The sequence below is a fragment of the Runella sp. R0.1_18 genome (assembly GCF_057652155.1).
In genome coordinates this window covers 92,834-110,289 of the sequence record NZ_JBYFCK010000007.1, presented here as the reverse complement: position 1 = coordinate 110,289, position 17,456 = coordinate 92,834, and the positions used below count along the sequence as shown (strand labels likewise).

The 17,456-nt window shown below is 44.0% G+C and carries 11 protein-coding genes; 3 read left to right on the top strand and 8 right to left on the bottom strand.

Annotated features, from left to right (window positions below):
• Positions 1-39: 39 nt before the first annotated feature.
• The 7 genes from AC23P2_RS14330 to AC23P2_RS14300 all read right to left on the bottom strand — a co-directional run bounded on the left by AC23P2_RS14330 (position 40) and on the right by AC23P2_RS14300 (position 8,819).
• A complete protein-coding gene (locus tag AC23P2_RS14330; protein ID WP_487773839.1) occupies positions 40-1,596 on the bottom strand; it encodes a KGGVGR-motif variant AAA ATPase in 1,557 nt (518 codons plus the stop codon).
• A complete protein-coding gene (locus AC23P2_RS14325; protein WP_487773838.1) occupies positions 1,593-2,150 on the bottom strand; it encodes a hypothetical protein in 558 nt (185 codons plus the stop codon). The genes AC23P2_RS14330 and AC23P2_RS14325 overlap by 4 nt, the downstream gene beginning before the upstream one ends.
• A gap of 3 nt (positions 2,151-2,153) precedes the next feature.
• Positions 2,154-3,050 carry a hypothetical protein gene (locus AC23P2_RS14320; protein WP_487773837.1) on the bottom strand — a complete coding sequence of 299 codons (897 nt, stop codon included), beginning with the start codon at positions 3,048-3,050 and terminating at the stop codon, positions 2,154-2,156.
• Positions 3,051-3,112: 62 nt separating this feature from the next.
• Positions 3,113-4,054, bottom strand: coding sequence for a threonine ammonia-lyase (locus tag AC23P2_RS14315; RefSeq protein WP_487773836.1), 942 nt, complete (start codon positions 4,052-4,054; stop codon positions 3,113-3,115).
• 28 nt (positions 4,055-4,082) lie between these two features.
• The gene (locus AC23P2_RS14310; protein WP_487773835.1) at positions 4,083-5,642 is read right to left on the bottom strand and encodes a GH3 family acyl-acid amido synthetase; all 1,560 of its coding nucleotides are present in this window, start codon (positions 5,640-5,642) and stop codon (positions 4,083-4,085) included.
• Between the two features lie 46 nt (positions 5,643-5,688).
• Complete coding sequence (gene surE / locus AC23P2_RS14305) at positions 5,689-6,465, bottom strand: 5'/3'-nucleotidase SurE (RefSeq protein WP_487773834.1); 777 nt, start codon at positions 6,463-6,465, stop codon at positions 5,689-5,691.
• 65 nt (positions 6,466-6,530) lie between these two features.
• Positions 6,531-8,819 carry a glycosyl hydrolase family 95 catalytic domain-containing protein gene (locus tag AC23P2_RS14300; RefSeq protein WP_487773833.1) on the bottom strand — a complete coding sequence of 763 codons (2,289 nt, stop codon included), beginning with the start codon at positions 8,817-8,819 and terminating at the stop codon, positions 6,531-6,533.
• A 252-nt stretch (positions 8,820-9,071) separates the two neighbouring features.
• On the opposite strand from AC23P2_RS14300, the gene AC23P2_RS14295 reads away from it, so the two are divergent.
• Entirely contained in the window at positions 9,072-11,873 is a 2,802-nt protein-coding gene (locus AC23P2_RS14295) for a 3-coathanger stack domain-containing protein (protein ID WP_487773832.1), read from the top strand.
• Between the two features lie 27 nt (positions 11,874-11,900).
• On the opposite strand, the gene AC23P2_RS14290 is transcribed toward AC23P2_RS14295, so the two are convergent.
• The gene (locus AC23P2_RS14290; RefSeq protein ID WP_487773831.1) at positions 11,901-13,346 is read right to left on the bottom strand and encodes a sulfatase; all 1,446 of its coding nucleotides are present in this window, start codon (positions 13,344-13,346) and stop codon (positions 11,901-11,903) included.
• Between the two features lie 242 nt (positions 13,347-13,588).
• Between AC23P2_RS14290 and AC23P2_RS14285 the strand changes: the two genes are divergently transcribed.
• Positions 13,589-15,706: an alpha-amylase family protein gene (locus tag AC23P2_RS14285; RefSeq protein ID WP_487773830.1), complete on the top strand. Its 2,118-nt coding sequence runs from the start codon at positions 13,589-13,591 to the stop codon at positions 15,704-15,706.
• A gap of 212 nt (positions 15,707-15,918) precedes the next feature.
• Complete coding sequence (locus AC23P2_RS14280) at positions 15,919-17,436, top strand: sulfatase family protein (protein WP_487773829.1); 1,518 nt, start codon at positions 15,919-15,921, stop codon at positions 17,434-17,436.
• Positions 17,437-17,456 lie beyond the last annotated feature (20 nt).

The following is a 17,456-nucleotide window of genomic DNA, read 5'->3' as shown; positions in this document are numbered from 1 at the left end:
TAACTACTCGCTCTTTTTTGAAATTTATCTATACTCAAACTAGCTTGAAAACTTGGCTAATAACGCTTTAAAATCTTCATCCTCACGCAAAGACGCAAAGTCGCGGTCTTGCAGGACGTGTTCGACTGTTACTTCTTTTTCTTCTAGCGCCTGTTGAAGTAAACGGAGGGCTTCTTCTTTATTATTGAATAGAGCATAAATGCAGGCTGCGTTGTAAACACGACCTCCTAACCAATAGGCTTTTTGAGCCGCTTGAAGCGCATCCAGCAATGTTTCCACTTTTTGCTGCCCTTTCTGAACATAAGAAGTTTCAATTAAAATAACACTTAAATTATACCATGCGTTACTATAATTAGGGCTTATTTCAATGACCTTCTTAAAGGCTTTAGTAGCTAGTTCATGTTTATGTAATTTACTATAAATAATCCCTAGATTATAATTCCAAGTTGAGCCTTCTGGCTCCATTTGAACCGCCCTCTCAATATCAAGTCGTGCTGCTTCTGTATTACCAAAATTGTAATACAGAGAAAACCGATAATTATACAAAAACGCATCATCATCACAGATTTCAATGGCTCTAGTCAACAACGTAATTTGTTCTTGTATATCCGTTACGTCAAACTTTGCTTGATAATACAACTCATACGCTTTGCGCTTTCTTTCAAAAAGCGCCCATTGTTCTTCCGTCAAGTATTCTTTTGTTACTTGCGTAAAAACGTCCCAATAGTCTTTTCGTATCTGTACTTTGGGCTGCGCTTCTACGTAAAAACCCTCTTGTAGTTTTTCGCCAAAGGCCTGCTCGTCGTCGGCGTGGATGATGGAAAAACGTTGAATTAAATCTTTAATCGGAGCTAGTCTTTCAAAACGGTGTAGAAATTGCGTACTGATGGCTTTTTCGCGGGGGTCTATTTCTTTTCTTCCCGTTCCATGTTGCATAGGTACTCGGTTGAGCACCAAATGATAAGGTAAGTCATGGCTTGATGGGTCGGCCTGCAAGCTGCGGAGTACCCAAAACAAACCGTCTTGGTTTTCGCGGTTATTGATTCCCACCAAAATCGCTTTATCCGCCATTAGTTTCAACGTAATCGAGGCTGTTTCGGTCAAGCCTGTGCGCGAGTCAATCAACAGAAAATCAGGGGCAAGTTCGGCTTCGATTCGGCCTTTCAAATCTTCCAACAACAACAAACCTTTGCTATACCCCGTAGCAGGGTCGTGTTCAAACAGTTGTTGCCAATTGATGGCAAACAATTTTCGCCAATAGTCTGCTTCTTGCAGGTTTCCCGCAGGAATCAGCGTAATAGGATTACCTTTGGACGTAGTAAAGGGCAAATAAAAACGGGTAAAATCAGCGGGTGGGTATCCCGTTTGGTTAAATTCATCGACGTACTCTACAATTCCTTCCGTTTTTGCCAACCGTTCTTGGTCGGCAGGATTTTGTAAGTCTTCAAATTTATAAGGCAACCCAGGTGCTTCTAAATCAAAATCAATAACGCATACTTTTGCCTTCATTTCGTCGGCCAGCCAAAGCGCCATGTTTGAAAGCATCAATGAGCGCCCAACCCCACCTTTGAAGGAATAAAAAGTAATGGTTTTCATGCGACCATTTGAAGATTAAATTGGCGGTTCCGCACTTTGTTGGGATTAAAGTTTTTAAAGCAAGAGGTTATTAATTCTTGTTGCTTCTGCTTAGCTTCGTCAACGACCTGCTGAACTCGTTTGTACAAGTTCTCATTTTGAAGTAAGTTATTATTACCTAATAAAGCTTCACCCACAAATAAGGCTGTATAATAATCTCCTTTAGTAAAATAAGAGTCTATTTTTTCGACCGCCCCGATTAAAAAACCAGCAGGAATACTCCTAAAAAAAGCCTTTCTATCTTCTTCTGTAATAGTCGTATTCGTATCTCCAGCCTCACGACGAGCTTGCCATGCTATTTGCCGTAAACGTTCAAAAATTGCCCTCCAAGTAGGGAAAGTTTCGTTCAACTTAGTAAACCCAAATCGTAAAATAGTTGATTCTATTTGTTCATAGGGCAAATGCTCTTTCCCGTAAAAATCAAAAGGAGGCTTTACCAAATAAACTTGGCCATACGAATCCGCTACAATCCCGTTGCCATCGGTCATAGTAGCAGCTATGAGTGTTAATTCCATCGTTTAAACCAGTTCAGTTATTAGTTGATTATCAGCTTCATATTTATTAATCAACGTTTGTAGCTCCGTTATATTTCTGATCTCAGCTCCAAGCGTAGCAGTTGGGGTCATCATAGCATCAATAAGCGCAGTAAAACGCTCTTTCTCTGCCCGCAAGCGTACCCCTGTTTGAATTTTCACCTCTTGCCACGTAACCACTTCTACGTAGTCTCGGTGTTTGGAGGTGCCTCCCAAGGGTTTCAATATTAACAAATTATAGTCAACATCTGTGCCATTGGCTAAGTCTTCTTTTCGTTTCAGAACAATTAATGGGATAAAATATTCTAACGTAGCTAAATCTCTGGTAAGGGTTTCGAGGGATATCGCCTCGTTATTTGGTGTAAAATACAAACACTGTTTACTGCCATTTTCTTTACGAATGAGACTATTGTACTTGATAAATACCAAGTTAGCTTCCTCAAAATGGCTCAATGGAAATGCCAACGTAAAATCACCAAAGGCAGGAATACCAAGCTGACCGTTGTTAAAGTTTAAATACTTGAAGTTTAGACCTTTTTGAAACGTACCATCAAATACCGCACGTTCGTCTTTGAATTTACTAAAGTGGGCTTCGCGTTGGCTTTCATCCTCAAAACGTTCGTAAGCATTGAGATAACTTCCTTTTTGTAAAATACTGGACAAAACTAAATCATGTTTGTCTCTGCCAGTACAATACATCTGGCCATCTTGGACATTCTGAAAAGCAAAGCCTGAGAAAGTCGCGATGGTCAACTCTCCTTTGTCCCGCAGATGCGTTTCAAAGTCTTGTAGGCGAGCGTTTTCAATGCAAGTGCAACAGTCATCGTAACACGTAAGAAGATACCCCGTATTTTGATTAGCTAAGTCGTAAATGTCATACATAGGTAAAGAAAAGCAGAATTTCTACCTTAAAGCAAAGCACAAAATACGAAAAAAAACAATTCTCAAAACGGCAATTTCCCCAAGTCAACGTTGCCGCCAGTGAGGATAATGCCTACTTTTTTGCCCGCAAAGCGTTCTTTGTTACGAAGCAAGGCCGCAAAAGGTACAGCACAAGAAGGTTCAATGACAATTTTCATCCGTTCCCAAATCAACCGCATGGCAGCGATGATTTCGGGGTCGGACGTAAGAAGAATCTCTTTGACGTGTAAACGAATGATTTCTAACGTTTTATCGCCTAGGTTCGTCATCAGTCCATCGGCGATGGTATTGATGTACGGCGCTTTTTCAATCCGCCCTGATTTGAACGACAAAACGGCATCGGCTGCCCCTTCGGGCTCGCCCGCAACTACCTCCGCCGTGGGGCAAAGGTAATGTGCCGCCAAAGCTGTACCACTGAGGAGCCCGCCGCCGCCCACGGGTGCCATCACGATATCAAACGCCCCGTGGTCTTCGATAAGTTCTTTGATAGCAGTGGCTTGTCCTGCAATCACCCGATAGTCGTTGAAAGGGTGAATCATGGTGGCGCCGTATTTGGCAATCACCTCATCCACGGTACTTTCGCGGGCTTCGAGCGTGGGTTCACATTCGATTACTTCGGCACCGTATCCCCGAACGGCGTCTTTTTTGACTTGGGGAGCCGTGCGAGGCATCACAATGTACGCCTTGGCTCCTACCAGCCCTGCGGCATACGCAATCGCCTGAGCGTGGTTGCCCGACGAATGCGTTGTAACGCCATTTTTTAACTCCGTCGGACTTAACGACAACACCGCATTTACCCCTCCACGCGCTTTAAATGCGCCAATTTTTTGGAAATTTTCGCACTTAAAATAAATCTCCGCCCCACTCATTCGATTAATCGTTTGGCACGTAAGCACAGGCGTGCGATGTACGTGCGGACGAATGCGCTCGTGAGCGGCTTGGATAATGCTAAGAGTAGGTATCATGTCCAAACGGTGTGTTTTGGGTTGCTTTTTATACGGTTAATCCTTGCTTTTGGAGGTAGTTTTCCCAGTCGGTTAGTAAGTTTTTCTTCAAAACGCGCGGCACTTTGTTTTGTCCACCCATTTTCCCTTTGGCTTCGAGCCAACCGTAAAATGTACTGGAAGGAACGACCGTCACCAACACATCTTTCAACGCATGACGGCGCTCTACCACGTAGTCATCGTTCAAAACTTTAAGATGCCCGTCTATTTTTTCTCGCAACACTTCGGGCGCCACGTGGTCGTCGGTGCCGATGTACCAATGGTGCGCAAACAACGAATCGGAACGAACACCCGCCACCGTAAATTCTTTGATGGTAATGTCGAGTTCTTCGGCCGTCAGTTCAATGGCCTTGTTCATGTTTTCGACCGAAAGGTGTTCACCACAAAGACTCAAATAATGCTTGGTACGACCCGTTACGGCGATTTCGGCGCGTTCTTTGTTGACAAATTTTACCGTATCGCCAATCAAATAACGCCACGCCCCCGAGCAAGTAGAAAGCAAAAGTGCGTAGTCCACGCCCTCTTCCACTTCGTCAATCATCAGCGTTTCGGGATTGCAGATAAGCTCACCGTCTTCGTTGAAATTTTTATCGTTGAAAGGCACAAATTCGTAGAAAATGCCATTGTCGAGCACCAAGCGCATCCCATCCGCATGTGGGCGGTTTTGGAAAGCGATAAAGCCTTCCGAAGCCAAATAGGTGTCGATGTAAATCAATGGCCGCGCCAAAAGTTTCTCAAAACCTGCACGGTAAGGTTCAAACGAAACCCCGCCGTGGCCAAAAACGGTGAGGTTAGGCCAAATATCGTGGATGGTGTCGAGGTTATAACGCTCAATGATTTTTTCCATGATGATTTGAAGCCACGCGGGTACGCCTGCCATGAAGCCAATGTCCCAGCTCGGGGCTTCTTCCACAATCTTTTCGAGCTTGCGCGACCAATCGCGTTCGCGGGCAATCTCCCGCCCAGGCTTGTAGTAGCGTTCAAACCAAAAAGGAATATTTTTGGCATTGATACCGCTTACATCTCCCTCAAAACGGCCTTCATCGATGGCCGTCAGGTCGATGCTTCCGCCGACGAGGAAGAAACTTTTCTCGTACAAATCGCTCGGAATTTCTTCGTAGCGGCCCAGCGAAAAAATTTGGCGCAAACTCGTGTTACGAAACGATTTGGCCATGGCTTTCGTCACGGGGATGTATTTTGAAGCGGCTTCGGACGTTCCTGAGCTCAACGCAAAATACTTGACCCGCCCAGGCCAGCAAACATTTTTTTCGCCTTCCCGCGCCATACTCCACCACTCACGGTAGATTTTCTCGTAGTTATGAACGGGAACAAATTCCTTATATTTTTCGTAAAAAGTTTTGCTTTCGTCAAAAACGGCTGCGTTGAGAATGTCCTCAAACTGGTATTTTTCACCAAACTGCGTATAACGAGCCTTAGCAAGCAGCTTGCTGAGGGTTTTACGCTGTATGTTAGCAAAATCTACATTTTCTTTCTGAATACGAGTTGAGAGCTTGATTCCTCCTTTTAACAAGTTTCCCAAAAGTGCCATGCTATCAGGGGTTTTTAGTGTTGTGTATCTTTCTTTATAGGTTAGACTAGAATTGCCATTGCTGCATGAGCTTCATGGTTTCGTAGGCTGTTAAATCATACTGACACGGAACTACCGACACGTAGTTGTTTTCTAATGCCCACTCGCAGGTATCTTCTTGACCTGCGTCGAAATTTACGAAATTGCCCGATAGCCAAAAATAGCTACGGCCGTGTGGGTCTTTTCTTTTGTCAAATTCTTCTTGCCATTTGCCGTTGGTTTGGCGACAAATACGCACTCCTTTCAATGTTTCTTCCGATTTTTTCGGGAAATTAACGTTGAGCGCTACCCCTTTTGGTAGTCCGTTGGCAAGAACGTTGCTGGCAATTTGTTTCACATACGACCTAACGTGCGAAAAATCAGCGTCAGACGCAAAGTCGCAAAGCGAAAAACCAATTGACGGGATTCCTTCGATGGCTCCCTCAATCGCCGCCGACATTGTCCCTGAATACAAGACGCTTATCGACGTATTTGACCCGTGATTGATACCACTTACGACCAAGTCGGGCGTACGATCTTTGAGGACATAGTGCTTGCCTAATTTCACACAATCGGCTGGGGTGCCGCTGCATTCGTAGGCTTTTACGCCTTCAAAAATGGGAGTAGCATGTAGCCGAAGCGGCTCTCCGATGGTGATGGCGTGTCCCATACCCGACTGAGGGCTATCGGGGGCTACAACCACCACTTCTCCTAACTCCTGCATTACTTCTACTAACGTCCTGATTCCTAATGAGGTAATACCGTCGTCATTGCTGACCAATATAAGTGGTTTTGGGGAATACATATTCAATAATCGCTCGTTTAAAGGCTGGCAAAGTTACGGACAAATCGTCATATTTTTATGCTGGCCTATTCGTAGCCATTTTTCAATACTATCTTTCCCCCTTTTTGTGCTACTATTTCAATTTCGGTTTCATCAATGGGCTTGACAATCATTCCTTGTTGTACTTTTACAAGATGCGTTTTGAAAGGAAGTTTCAGGCGAGCTACGCCGCCTTTTTCTGAATACAGCTGAATTTCATCCACATTTCCGCCCGTCCGAGTAGCACTTACCAAAAATGCCCCCTCAGCACGCAGGTCGCGAAAGGACACCTCCGCCCAGTCGGCAGGAACGGCTGGAAACACGCTAATAACTCCCGAATAACTCTGTAAAAGCATTTCTTGAACGCCCGCCGCAAAGGCAAAATTTCCTTCGAGCGTAAACGGACGATAGGTAAATTTGGACAACCCTGATTTGGTTTGATCGCCATTGGCATGAAACGAATTAGGCAAACAAAAAGCCGATGCAAACGTTCGGAGAGTTTTGGCCGCCCCTGCACCATCTTTGGCACGGGCTTTCAGGCTTCCTAGCCAAGCGTAGGAGTACCCACACCACCAATCGGGGCCGATAGAGTCGAGCAAGGCTATGCTTTTTTGGATGATTTTTTGATCGCGTTCGCCCTTTTCCCACTGAATATCACCCAACGGATGAATCGCCATCATGTGCGAAAAATGGCGGTGTGATTGCGAATACGCCAGCGACGGAGAAACCTTCAATTCCAAGCTATCCGACAAGGCATAATCGGCCATTTGTTTGTTGAGTTTTTTCCAACGTGCCATGTCCTGCGTCAAATTGAGCTCGGTGGCCAATTCCTCGGCTTTGCCAAAAGCAAAACGCATCAGCGACAAATCGTAGTTGGTATTTTCCGAAAACCAAGCTGTCACTCGGTTGTCGTTGATTTCAGGGCTAGAACCTATCGGCAGTTGACGTTTCCAATCTTCGTTAAGAATGGTGTTTTTTTCGAGAAAAGTGGCAACTTGTTTGAACCACGGATACGCCCGTTCTTGCAAAAAACGGCGATCCATGCTGTATCGCCACTGGAGATAAAAATGCTGCGACAACCAAGCCGATACCGTTGGAGAAAAAGAATACTGAATCCAACCTCCCATGGGCACGCCCGTAAGCGTGGTTACGCCAGGGACATTGATACCGTCGGTTTGATAAAACCACTTGGTGTATTCACGGTACGCCGCGCGGTTGGCATCGAGGTGATCGAGGTAGCCCATCGCTTCATCGAGGTGGTTGGCGGCATAGCTCGGCCAGTAACTTAGCTGGGTGTTGAGGTCATGGTGAAAGTCCCCTTTCCACGGCGGAAGGCGGCCATTGTCGGCCGTCCAGACGGCTTGCAGCGAAATAGGCGGCGCTCCTTTGCGGGCCGTACTGCCAAATTTGTATTGCTCTAGGTAATATTGTTTTTCGAGTAATGGGTCGGGCAATTTAAGGCTTGATTTTCCCCAAAAGTTTTTCCACCAACTCAAGTGAGGAAGCATCGCTTTTTCGTATGGCATAGCGGTGGCGGTCAGCTCATTGGCAGGCGTTTTGGGCTTATCGGGGTAGTGCGCCGAAATACTCCACACGCCTTCCCACGTTTTGTCGGCCACTTCTTTCCAACGGACACTTACTTCGTATTCAAAATCGCCCCACCCCTTTTGACGGTACGTAGCCGATTTCGAGTTTTGTTTTACTTTCCCTTGTTTATACCCCAAACGTGCCAAGTCATCGCCCGCTACCGAACCGCCTGCGGTTTTGTCCACTTCGCCTTCGTATTTGGGAGTGAGTAACTGAATATCAAACTCTTTGACACCTTCCAGTCGAAAATACCCAAACGGTAAATTGGCATGAACGAAGGAGGTAAGACGCGCGCCATTGGCCCATTTTACTTCTGCCACCGCCCGTTGAATGTCCACCCGTGCACTTGTCACCGCTCCCCATTCTTTTGAGGCTATTTCGAGGGCTGCGCCAGGGATTTTGCTGGGAGCAGGCTCTTTTTCGTAGGGTACGTCGCCGTATTGTTGTACCGTTTTGTAGTTATTTTTCTTGATTTGCTCTTGCACCCACTTGTAGGTAAACTCGGGCTTTTTCATGCCTTCCATGGGGCGTAAATCCCAAAGTTCAGCATGGTCGAGTGAAAAACGTAGCTTATCGTCTTTTTGCCAAATCAGCTCTCCCACAAAGCCGTTCCCCAATGGCAGTGCTTCGTCCCAACGCGTCGGAAGTTTATCAAAAACAAGGTCGTGGCTAGCCGGCACTTGCGCCGAAATAGTGGTGTGTAGGCTACCCACAAAGAACAGTAGCAGCCCTAAAAAGCGTTTGGACATGGGTCAGAGTTTATACTAAAAGTGACTTCAACGCCCCAATTTACCAAGCAATGCCCAATTTTTTACATTAGAAAAATATTAAAGCGCCGAAAGTGCCCTCACGAGGTTTTGAGAAACCTCGGTTTTCGGTTAGGAGTAACCGAAAGCACTAACCAAGATCGAATCCTTCTAGTCAAAAAAAATAGTAAACCAACTGCTATAACTTATCTCTCCTATCATTTATTTTTACACACTAATATTTAATTTATTAGCATGGCTCGAAATTATATTTTTTTAGTAATTATCTGTTTGAATTGGGTTCATTTTGATACCCTGGGGCAGGGTTCTACCTGTACTGATTTAGTTATACCTACAAGTATAGCTCCTAGTTGCGGAAAGAGTAATGGAATTATACGTCTTTCTACGAAAATGGTTAAACCCAAGTTCTTATGGTCAGACGGTAACACCGATTCGATTCGTATCAACTTAGCAGCTGGTAGTTATTCAGTAACAATCAGAGACTCCTTGGGATGCACCGCTACTTTTAACTACAATTTCAGAAACTCACCCTCTTTAATCGAGGCTAACTTCAACATTACTCACCTGAATGGCCTACTGAAATTTGAAGGTAGCAATGCTGCAAACAGTGAATCATTCTGGAACTTTGGGGATGGCAGCCAAGATATAGGCACTCTTTCCTACCACAAATTTGATAGTGTAGGGATATATAACATTACATATACATTAAAACAACCTTGTGGTGAAACCAATATAACAAAGACAATCAATACTGCCAATCTTCAAAAACTTAATTATTCGGAATTTAGCTTTAAAAATCTACCAGTTGATTTTATTGGCACACCTGAAAATACTTTTTGTAAATGTGGAGACAAAAGCTTCGTCAGATCACATTTATTAAATGGAGGAAATGATTATAGACTCTATATATTTGATAAAAACAATGACACCCCTGCCCTCTCGCCTATTATTGGAGGGTATTCGAGCTTCGACTGGGAGGTGGGTAGTTCGAATAAATTTATTTGCTACAAAGGTAGCTATTACTTTTCTGGCAAAAACAATTTTGGTAGATATGTCCTTTATAGAACCGACGGCACAGAAGAAGGGACAATAACCCTAACTCACTCTAACCCGAGCTTAGCAAATGACCCTTATAGCTTCTTTATTCAGAATGATACCCTCTTCTTTAAAGGGCACTATATAACCTCAGGAGTAATAGGTGGAGATTATTTTTTTAAAACAGATGGTCATACTGTTAGTAGCGTTTTTACAAAGGGTTACAGTCAAATCAGTCTTTTTAAAAAGGGATTTGTTTCTGTATCGGGATATGATGAGAAACAACAGCTTAACTTCCATGAAGATATAAACAAATCTCCTAATGTCTTATTCGCTTCTTCGTCATTTTCTTCCAACTCAAAAATAGTAATATTAGGCGCAGTTAATAATTACATCTTATTTTTAGGATATACTCCTACCAATGGTACTGAATTGTGGCGTACCGATGGAACTGTACAAGGTACTCAGCTTATAAAAGACATCAATTTAGGTACAAACGGAATAACTATTAGTAATTATTTTATAAGAGAAGGGCTCTTACTTTTCACAGTTGCTCCAGTAAATTCTTATACCTACAATTTATGGCGTTCAGATGGAACCACTGAAGGCACCTATATGCTAACTGAAACAGGAACTTCTAAAAATATTACTAGCTCCTCTTCTTTTATATCATTTAACTCAAAAATATATTTTATAGGAAGCATTGATGGCACGACTTATCTCTGTAAAACTAGCGGTACTTTACAAGAAACACTAAGAGAAAAAGACCCTACTACGGGCAAATTTATATTTGCTTCCAAAGGCCCCAACAACCAAAATGAGTTAGTCACAGATTCATTAAATCTCTATTATATAAATGATTATAATGATTTTTACGCAGTAACCTGTCGTACAAATGGCAATGGCAAGTTTGAAACCATTGATAAAACGAAGGATTGTGTTTCGCCTGGGATTTTTTTTAGAGATGGTAACAATCGTTTATACACTATTATTTATGGTTCATATCCTTCACCTACTAAGTTGAGAGTAATAAAAGACTATATAGTCACACCTATGGATGATGTCGCTGGTTTTTATGGAGACACTATTATTGCTAAATATAAAGGAAATCTGCAAGTTAGGTGGTTTAATAGCGACAAATCAATGTGTGATACACTTCCATCTAAAAGAGGCAACGAATTCTCTTTTAGAAATTTCCTTCCTTTAAGCACATCTGCATTCAGATACACAGTTGAAAATTCAGAAGGAGCTAAAAGTTTGAAAGCAAATCTTAAAATTCACAACATACCTAACCCTATTAGTATTAATTCAATCCAAAAATGTGATGGATTTTTAAAAATTCATTATAAGTCTACAAAACCGTTCAGCCAATACAATAAGTTTTTGATTACGTTTTATAAGGGCAACACTGCTTTAAATAAAGTTGAGGCAGAAATACTACAAAACAATCAACTATCTGTAGCTCTTAACCCTTCTGCAAACCAATTTAGGATAGAAACGACAGTCCCTTACCAAGACGCTAATTTATTTGGCATAACTACGATTAATAATAGCTACAAAGCAGAATTATTCGCAAGTAAAAACGAAATCGCTCTCGGTGATAGTCTAAAAATTACGGCTTTATTTTATGGAACTCCTCCATTTCATTTACAATTTGAAGGTAATAAACATGAAAATATTCGAAGTAATCTTTTTGAGATATACGTAAAACCAACCCAGAATCGGACCTATAACCTTACCAACTTTGGGGGCGCTTGCGGGTTTGGAGATTCTTACTCACTTAGAAGTACCATTTTTGTAACCCCACCTTGCCTCCAAAGTTACAATCACAGTACACTTATTGAACCAATGAATTACAAAGCGAGCTCAGTAATAAAAAGTAATGGAAAAATATCTCCCACAACCATGACTAGCTATCAATCCAATTCCATCGAATTATTACCTGGATTTTTGGCAGATAAAGGCACCATTTTTCAAGCAAAAACAGGGGGATGTAAGTAATAAGTAAAGATTAATTTCTAGTCTTCTCTACAACCTATTCTCTCCCTTCCAAGCCGTGATTGAGTTGCGAAAGGGCTTCTCGGCATCGTAGTTGGGATTCGGTGATGGAAACATCGCTTCTGTCGCTGCCTGCCAATGTTGGAGTTTTTGGCGTAACTGCTGAACTAACTGCGGTTTTTCGTTCACCAGATTATGTTGTTCCGAAACATCCTCACGGACGTTGTACAACTCCCACCGATTTTCTCCCAAAAACTCAATCAGCTTATACTCACCTTCCATCACAGCCCCCGTCGGTGGTCGCTGAGGGGTATGATAGTGAGGATAATGCCAGTACAAAGTTCGTGCGTCTTTCGATGCTCTGCCCGTTAAAATAGGCACAAAGCTCCGTCCATCAACGTCCTTTTTCTTGGGCAATTGGGTCAATTCTAACAAAGTGGGTGCAAAGTCAATGCTACAAACCGTATTTTCGAGCGTTGTGCGGGGCTTCGTAGCAGACGGATAACGCACCAACAACGGCACTCGAATCCCGCCTTCGTAATAAAACCCTTTCCCTTCACGTAGGGGGGCGTTTCCGTCCACTTCTACCAAACCCCCATTGTCCGACGTAAACACCACAATCGTATTTTCACGCATTCCCAACTCGTCCAGTTTTTTTAAGATTCGACCTACACTTTCGTCCAAACTCTGAATCATGGCGGCATAGATTGGATTAGGCTTGCTGACACCCAACGTCTTTTTCTTTTCCTCGTATTTTTTAATGTAATCGGGCTTCCCTTGCAGAGGGGTGTGTACTTGGTAGTAGCTCATATTGAGGAAAAACGGCTGTGAGCTATTGGCGTGTTTTTCAATGAGCTTGAGGGCGTGATCGGTCAAAAAATCGGTAAGATAATCGCCTTCTTTTCCTTCTTCTGGCAAGAATTTGACGGAATAATCGGCGTTAGGCGTCACGTTTTTGTAGGGATAAAAATACGACCCAGGTTGTCCTTTTGAATGTCCTCCAATATTGACATCAAAGCCGCGATTGTGTGGCCAAAACTCCTCGGTTTCGCCCAAATGCCACTTGCCCACGTGGTAAGTCGCATAGCCATTTTTATGTAAAATTTCGGGTAAGATTTCCTCATCTTTAGGAAGTTCATAGCGCATTTTAGCCGTTTGAAACTTGGCGTAAGGATACACCACGCCAGGTATCCAATCGGTGATTTTGAGGCGGGCGGGGTATTTTCCTGTCATGATGGAGGCCCTCGTAGGCGAGCAAACTGCACAAGCGGCATAGGCTCGCTGAAACTGCGCTCCCTCAGCAGCCAACTGATTGAGATTGGGGGTTTCGTGAAACGTATTACCGTAACATCCCAAATCGGCCCAACCGAGGTCATCGGCCAACATAAAAACAATATTGGGCGCCTTGCGCGGTGCTTGGAAGGCACACAAAGCTAGTAGCGAAAGGAAAATGCTGACAAAAAATAGCTTTTTCATAAAAGAATCTTAAAACGACTACTCGGTCTGACTGTCGTCTGACCGAATACACGCCCCACGAGGTCAGACGACAGTCAGACCGAATGCATGCCCCACGAGGTCAGGCGACAGTCAGACCGAATGCATGCCCCACGAGGTCAGACGACAGTCAGACCGAGTGCATACGACATGTAATACATAAGCAAGAGTTAGGTAAACGTTACCCATAAAATGCTTTGAGAAATGATTAGCCCCTCCTTTCAATGTTGAAATCATTTACTTTTTGCCTGTTTTTTATTTTATGTAGTGTCTTAAGCTTTGCCCAAAAAGCGAGCGCATGGCCAGCCGATTTGCCTTGGTGGAAGCGAAATAACCTGCGCGTCATCCAGACCAACTTACCCGCCTACGAAGCCGCCACCCTCAATGCCGACTCACTGCTGAAAGATTTGGAAGCGTGCTCTGCCAATACATTACTTATCAATGCAGGCGGGATTATGGCGTTTTACCCCACCAAATTGCCGTTTCATTACACCAATCCCTACATGAAAGGCAATATGCTGGGCGATGTCGTTGCCCGTTGTCATCAAAAAGGCATCAAAGTCATTGTCCGATTTGACTTTAGTCGCGTTCACGAAAGCATTTTTAAAGCCCATCCCGACTGGTGTTACGTTTCTCCCAAAGGCGAACGCATCATCAATACCGATATGTACGTGGTGTCCATCAACGCGCCTTACGTGCAGGACTGTGCGTTTAAAATCATTGAAGAGGTCATTGATAACTACCCCATCGACGGTATTTTTCTGAACATGCCTGGCTACCAAGTCAATAATCCGTACGAAGGCAAATACCACGGCATTGACCAAAACGAAGCTGATAAAAGACGATTTGCACAATATAGCAATGGTCTCACCTTACCCACAGAGGAAAACAAAGCTGACCCCGTTTTTCAAAAATACCTCGCTTTTAAAAAATTTACGGTCGAAGATTGGTCAGAGCGGTTGCATAAGCTTGTCAAATCCAAAAATGAGCAGATTGCCATTTGCACCTACATGGACCGCTTTGTGGACATCATTCGGCACGAGTCGCAAACCAATAGCTTGCCGTATTGGCCTTACTCAGCCTCCGACAACGTGGGCAACGCTATCAACTCTTTCCCCAACCACATCATTAGCAACAGCAGCATTCAGCAAATTTCGTTTCAGTCGCGCTACAACGCTGTCGAACCCGAAGAAGTCGCCATTCGACTCTATGAAAATATTGCCAATGGCTCGGGTCTTGACATTAGTATGATGGGTGACATGCGCGGCTACGAAGACGAACGTAATTACGGGGTGATTAAGAAAGTCTATGCGCACCACAAAAAATTTGAGCCTTATTTTGGGAAGTATCGTTCGGTCGCCAAAATAGCGGTGGTTGCACCTGGCGCATGGCCCAGCGGCAATCCCATGCAAGAATACCGTGGCATTCAGCTCATGTTACGCGAGGCACATTTGCCTTTTGACCTTATCGAAGACGCTCAAATTGAGCATTTAGCCGCCAAAATAAATAATTACAAAGTGGTGATTTTGCCCGACATAACGTATTTGAGTAAAACCGCCATTGAGGTATTAAAAGAAGCTATAAAACAAGGTGTTCACCTCATTGCCACCAACCAAACGATGTTTGATAACCCTACGGCTTTGCAAGAATTGTTTGGCGCAAAAATCATCAACAAAGACCACGAAGGCAGCGGTTTTTACCTTTCTCCCGACAACAAAAATGTTTTTAAACGTTTTGCCCAACAAAGAATGGTATTCTGGAAATTTAACTTGGGGCTTTACGACCTTTCAGGCAGCGACCAGCGGTTGTTACCCATTCTTTCCAAAGGCCGCCCTGGCCCGCCCGAAATCATTGGAGGACACGAACCTACGGGGTATTTTGCGATGGGGCTAAAACAACACGCGCGGAGCAAAGCCGTGATTTTACCCATCAACCTCGGTAAGCTTTATTACTTGCACGGGTACGAAGAGCACAAAAACATTCTCCTTGACGCCCTCGACCTCGTTTATCCCGAGGCAGGTGATTTATTACAAACCAACGCCCACGAGCGAGTGGAAGTTATTTTGAAAGAATATACCAAAAACACGCCCGAAAACAGGAATAAATCCGTTTCCGATGGCCTGATTTTACATTTGGTCAATATTACTGGTTTTAGTGGAAATACGTATTTTGCTCCCCTGCCTATTTCTAACCTAAGCTTTCGGATTCAAACGCCATTCAAACCTTCCAAGGTTTTTTCGATGGTCAGCAAAGAACCCGTCGTTTATTCGTGGAAAAATGGCCAACTTGAGATAAAGCTTTCTAAATTGACTGACTTTGAAGGGATTGTGATTGATAAATAGCAAAGAGCAACAGGCAACCCGAAACATACTCTGCCCGAGTATTTTTTAAATCCATAAAATCCGTGTCTAATCCATATCGTCCGTGTGCTCAAATCGTCGATAATAGCACACGGATAACACGGATAGAACAGGTTCACACGGATAAAAGGTAGATAAAATAAAAATCTTCGGTTACAGTACCCGAAACACTAAAACGTAAACAACAAACAATAATGAAAAAAACCTTCCTAATCATCATTACCTTTGGGCTGACACTCGGCATGGGATTGTTGTCGTTTAAGCCCAAAGATAAACGCCCCAACATCCTGATTCTGTTTTCGGACGACCACGCCTTGCAAGCCATCAGCGCTTACGGAAGTCCCTACATCAAAACGCCCAACATCGACCGCTTGGCCAAAGAAGGGGCGGTGTACCAAAATATGTTTTGTACCAACTCCCTCTGCGCCCCTAGTCGTGCTACGTTGTTGACGGGAAAGTACAGCCACAAAAACGGCCACCGCGACAACCTCACGAAGTTTGACGCAGGCCAACCCATGTACCCCAAATACCTCCAAGCCGCTGGCTACCAAACGGGATGGATTGGCAAATGGCATTTAGAAGCTACCCCTCAGTACTTCGATTATTGGTCGGTTTTGCCTGGGCAAGGCGCCTATTACAACCCTGATTTTATCGAAATGGGCGGTAAAATGGTTCGCCAAGAAGGGTACGCCACCGACGTTATTACCGAAAAAGCGCTGCATTGGCTCGACCAAGACCGCGACCCTTCGAAGCCATTTTGTTTGGTGATTGGTCACAAATGTCCACACCGAAATTGGCAACCTGACACGACCGATTTGCGGGCTTTTGACCACGTCAAATTTCCGCTTCCAAAGAGCTTTTATGACGCCTATGAAGGACGAATCGCCGCCAAACGCCAAGACATGACCGTAACCAAAACCATGCGTTTGAAAGAAGACCTCAAAGTGGACGCGGGCAACGACCCTTTTGTGAAACGCATGAACCCCGCCCAACGCAAGGCGTGGCTCGCCTACTACGACCAAGTGTCGGCCGATTTTAAAAAACAAAACCTGTCGGGGCGCGCACTCGATGAATGGAAATACCAACGCTATATGCAAGATTATTTGGGAACACTCCTTTCGCTCGACCGTAACGTGGGAAAAGTATTGGATTATTTGGACAAAAAAGGCTTAACCGAAAATACGTTGGTGGTGTATTCGTCCGACCAAGGGTTTTATTTGGGTGAACATGGTTGGTTCGACAAGCGATTTATGTACGAAGAATCGCATCGCATGCCGATGCTCATTCGCTATCCCAAACGCATCAAAGCAGGGACTATCGACCGTGCGATTCATAACAATACCGATTTTGCCCCTACTATTTTACAAGAAGCAGGGCTGAGTGTTCCTGCTGATATGCAAGGACAGTCGTTTTTTAGCAAAAAAGCGCGCAAATCGACCTATTACCACTATTACGAATACCCCGCCGAGCACAGCGTACAAACACACTTTGGCATCCGTACCGACCGCTATAAACTGATTCGTTTTTACAAAGACGGTGAGTTTTGGGAGTTGTACGACCTCCAAAAAGACCCCGAAGAAATGAATAATTTGTACGACAAACCTGCCTATCAGAAAATTCAAAAACAACTTACGTCCGACCTAAAACAACTTATTCGCCAATACGACGATACTGAAGCGGCGGAGATTTTGGCGAAGGAAGAGAAAAAGTGAGTAAAAACTCTCCTCCTCCC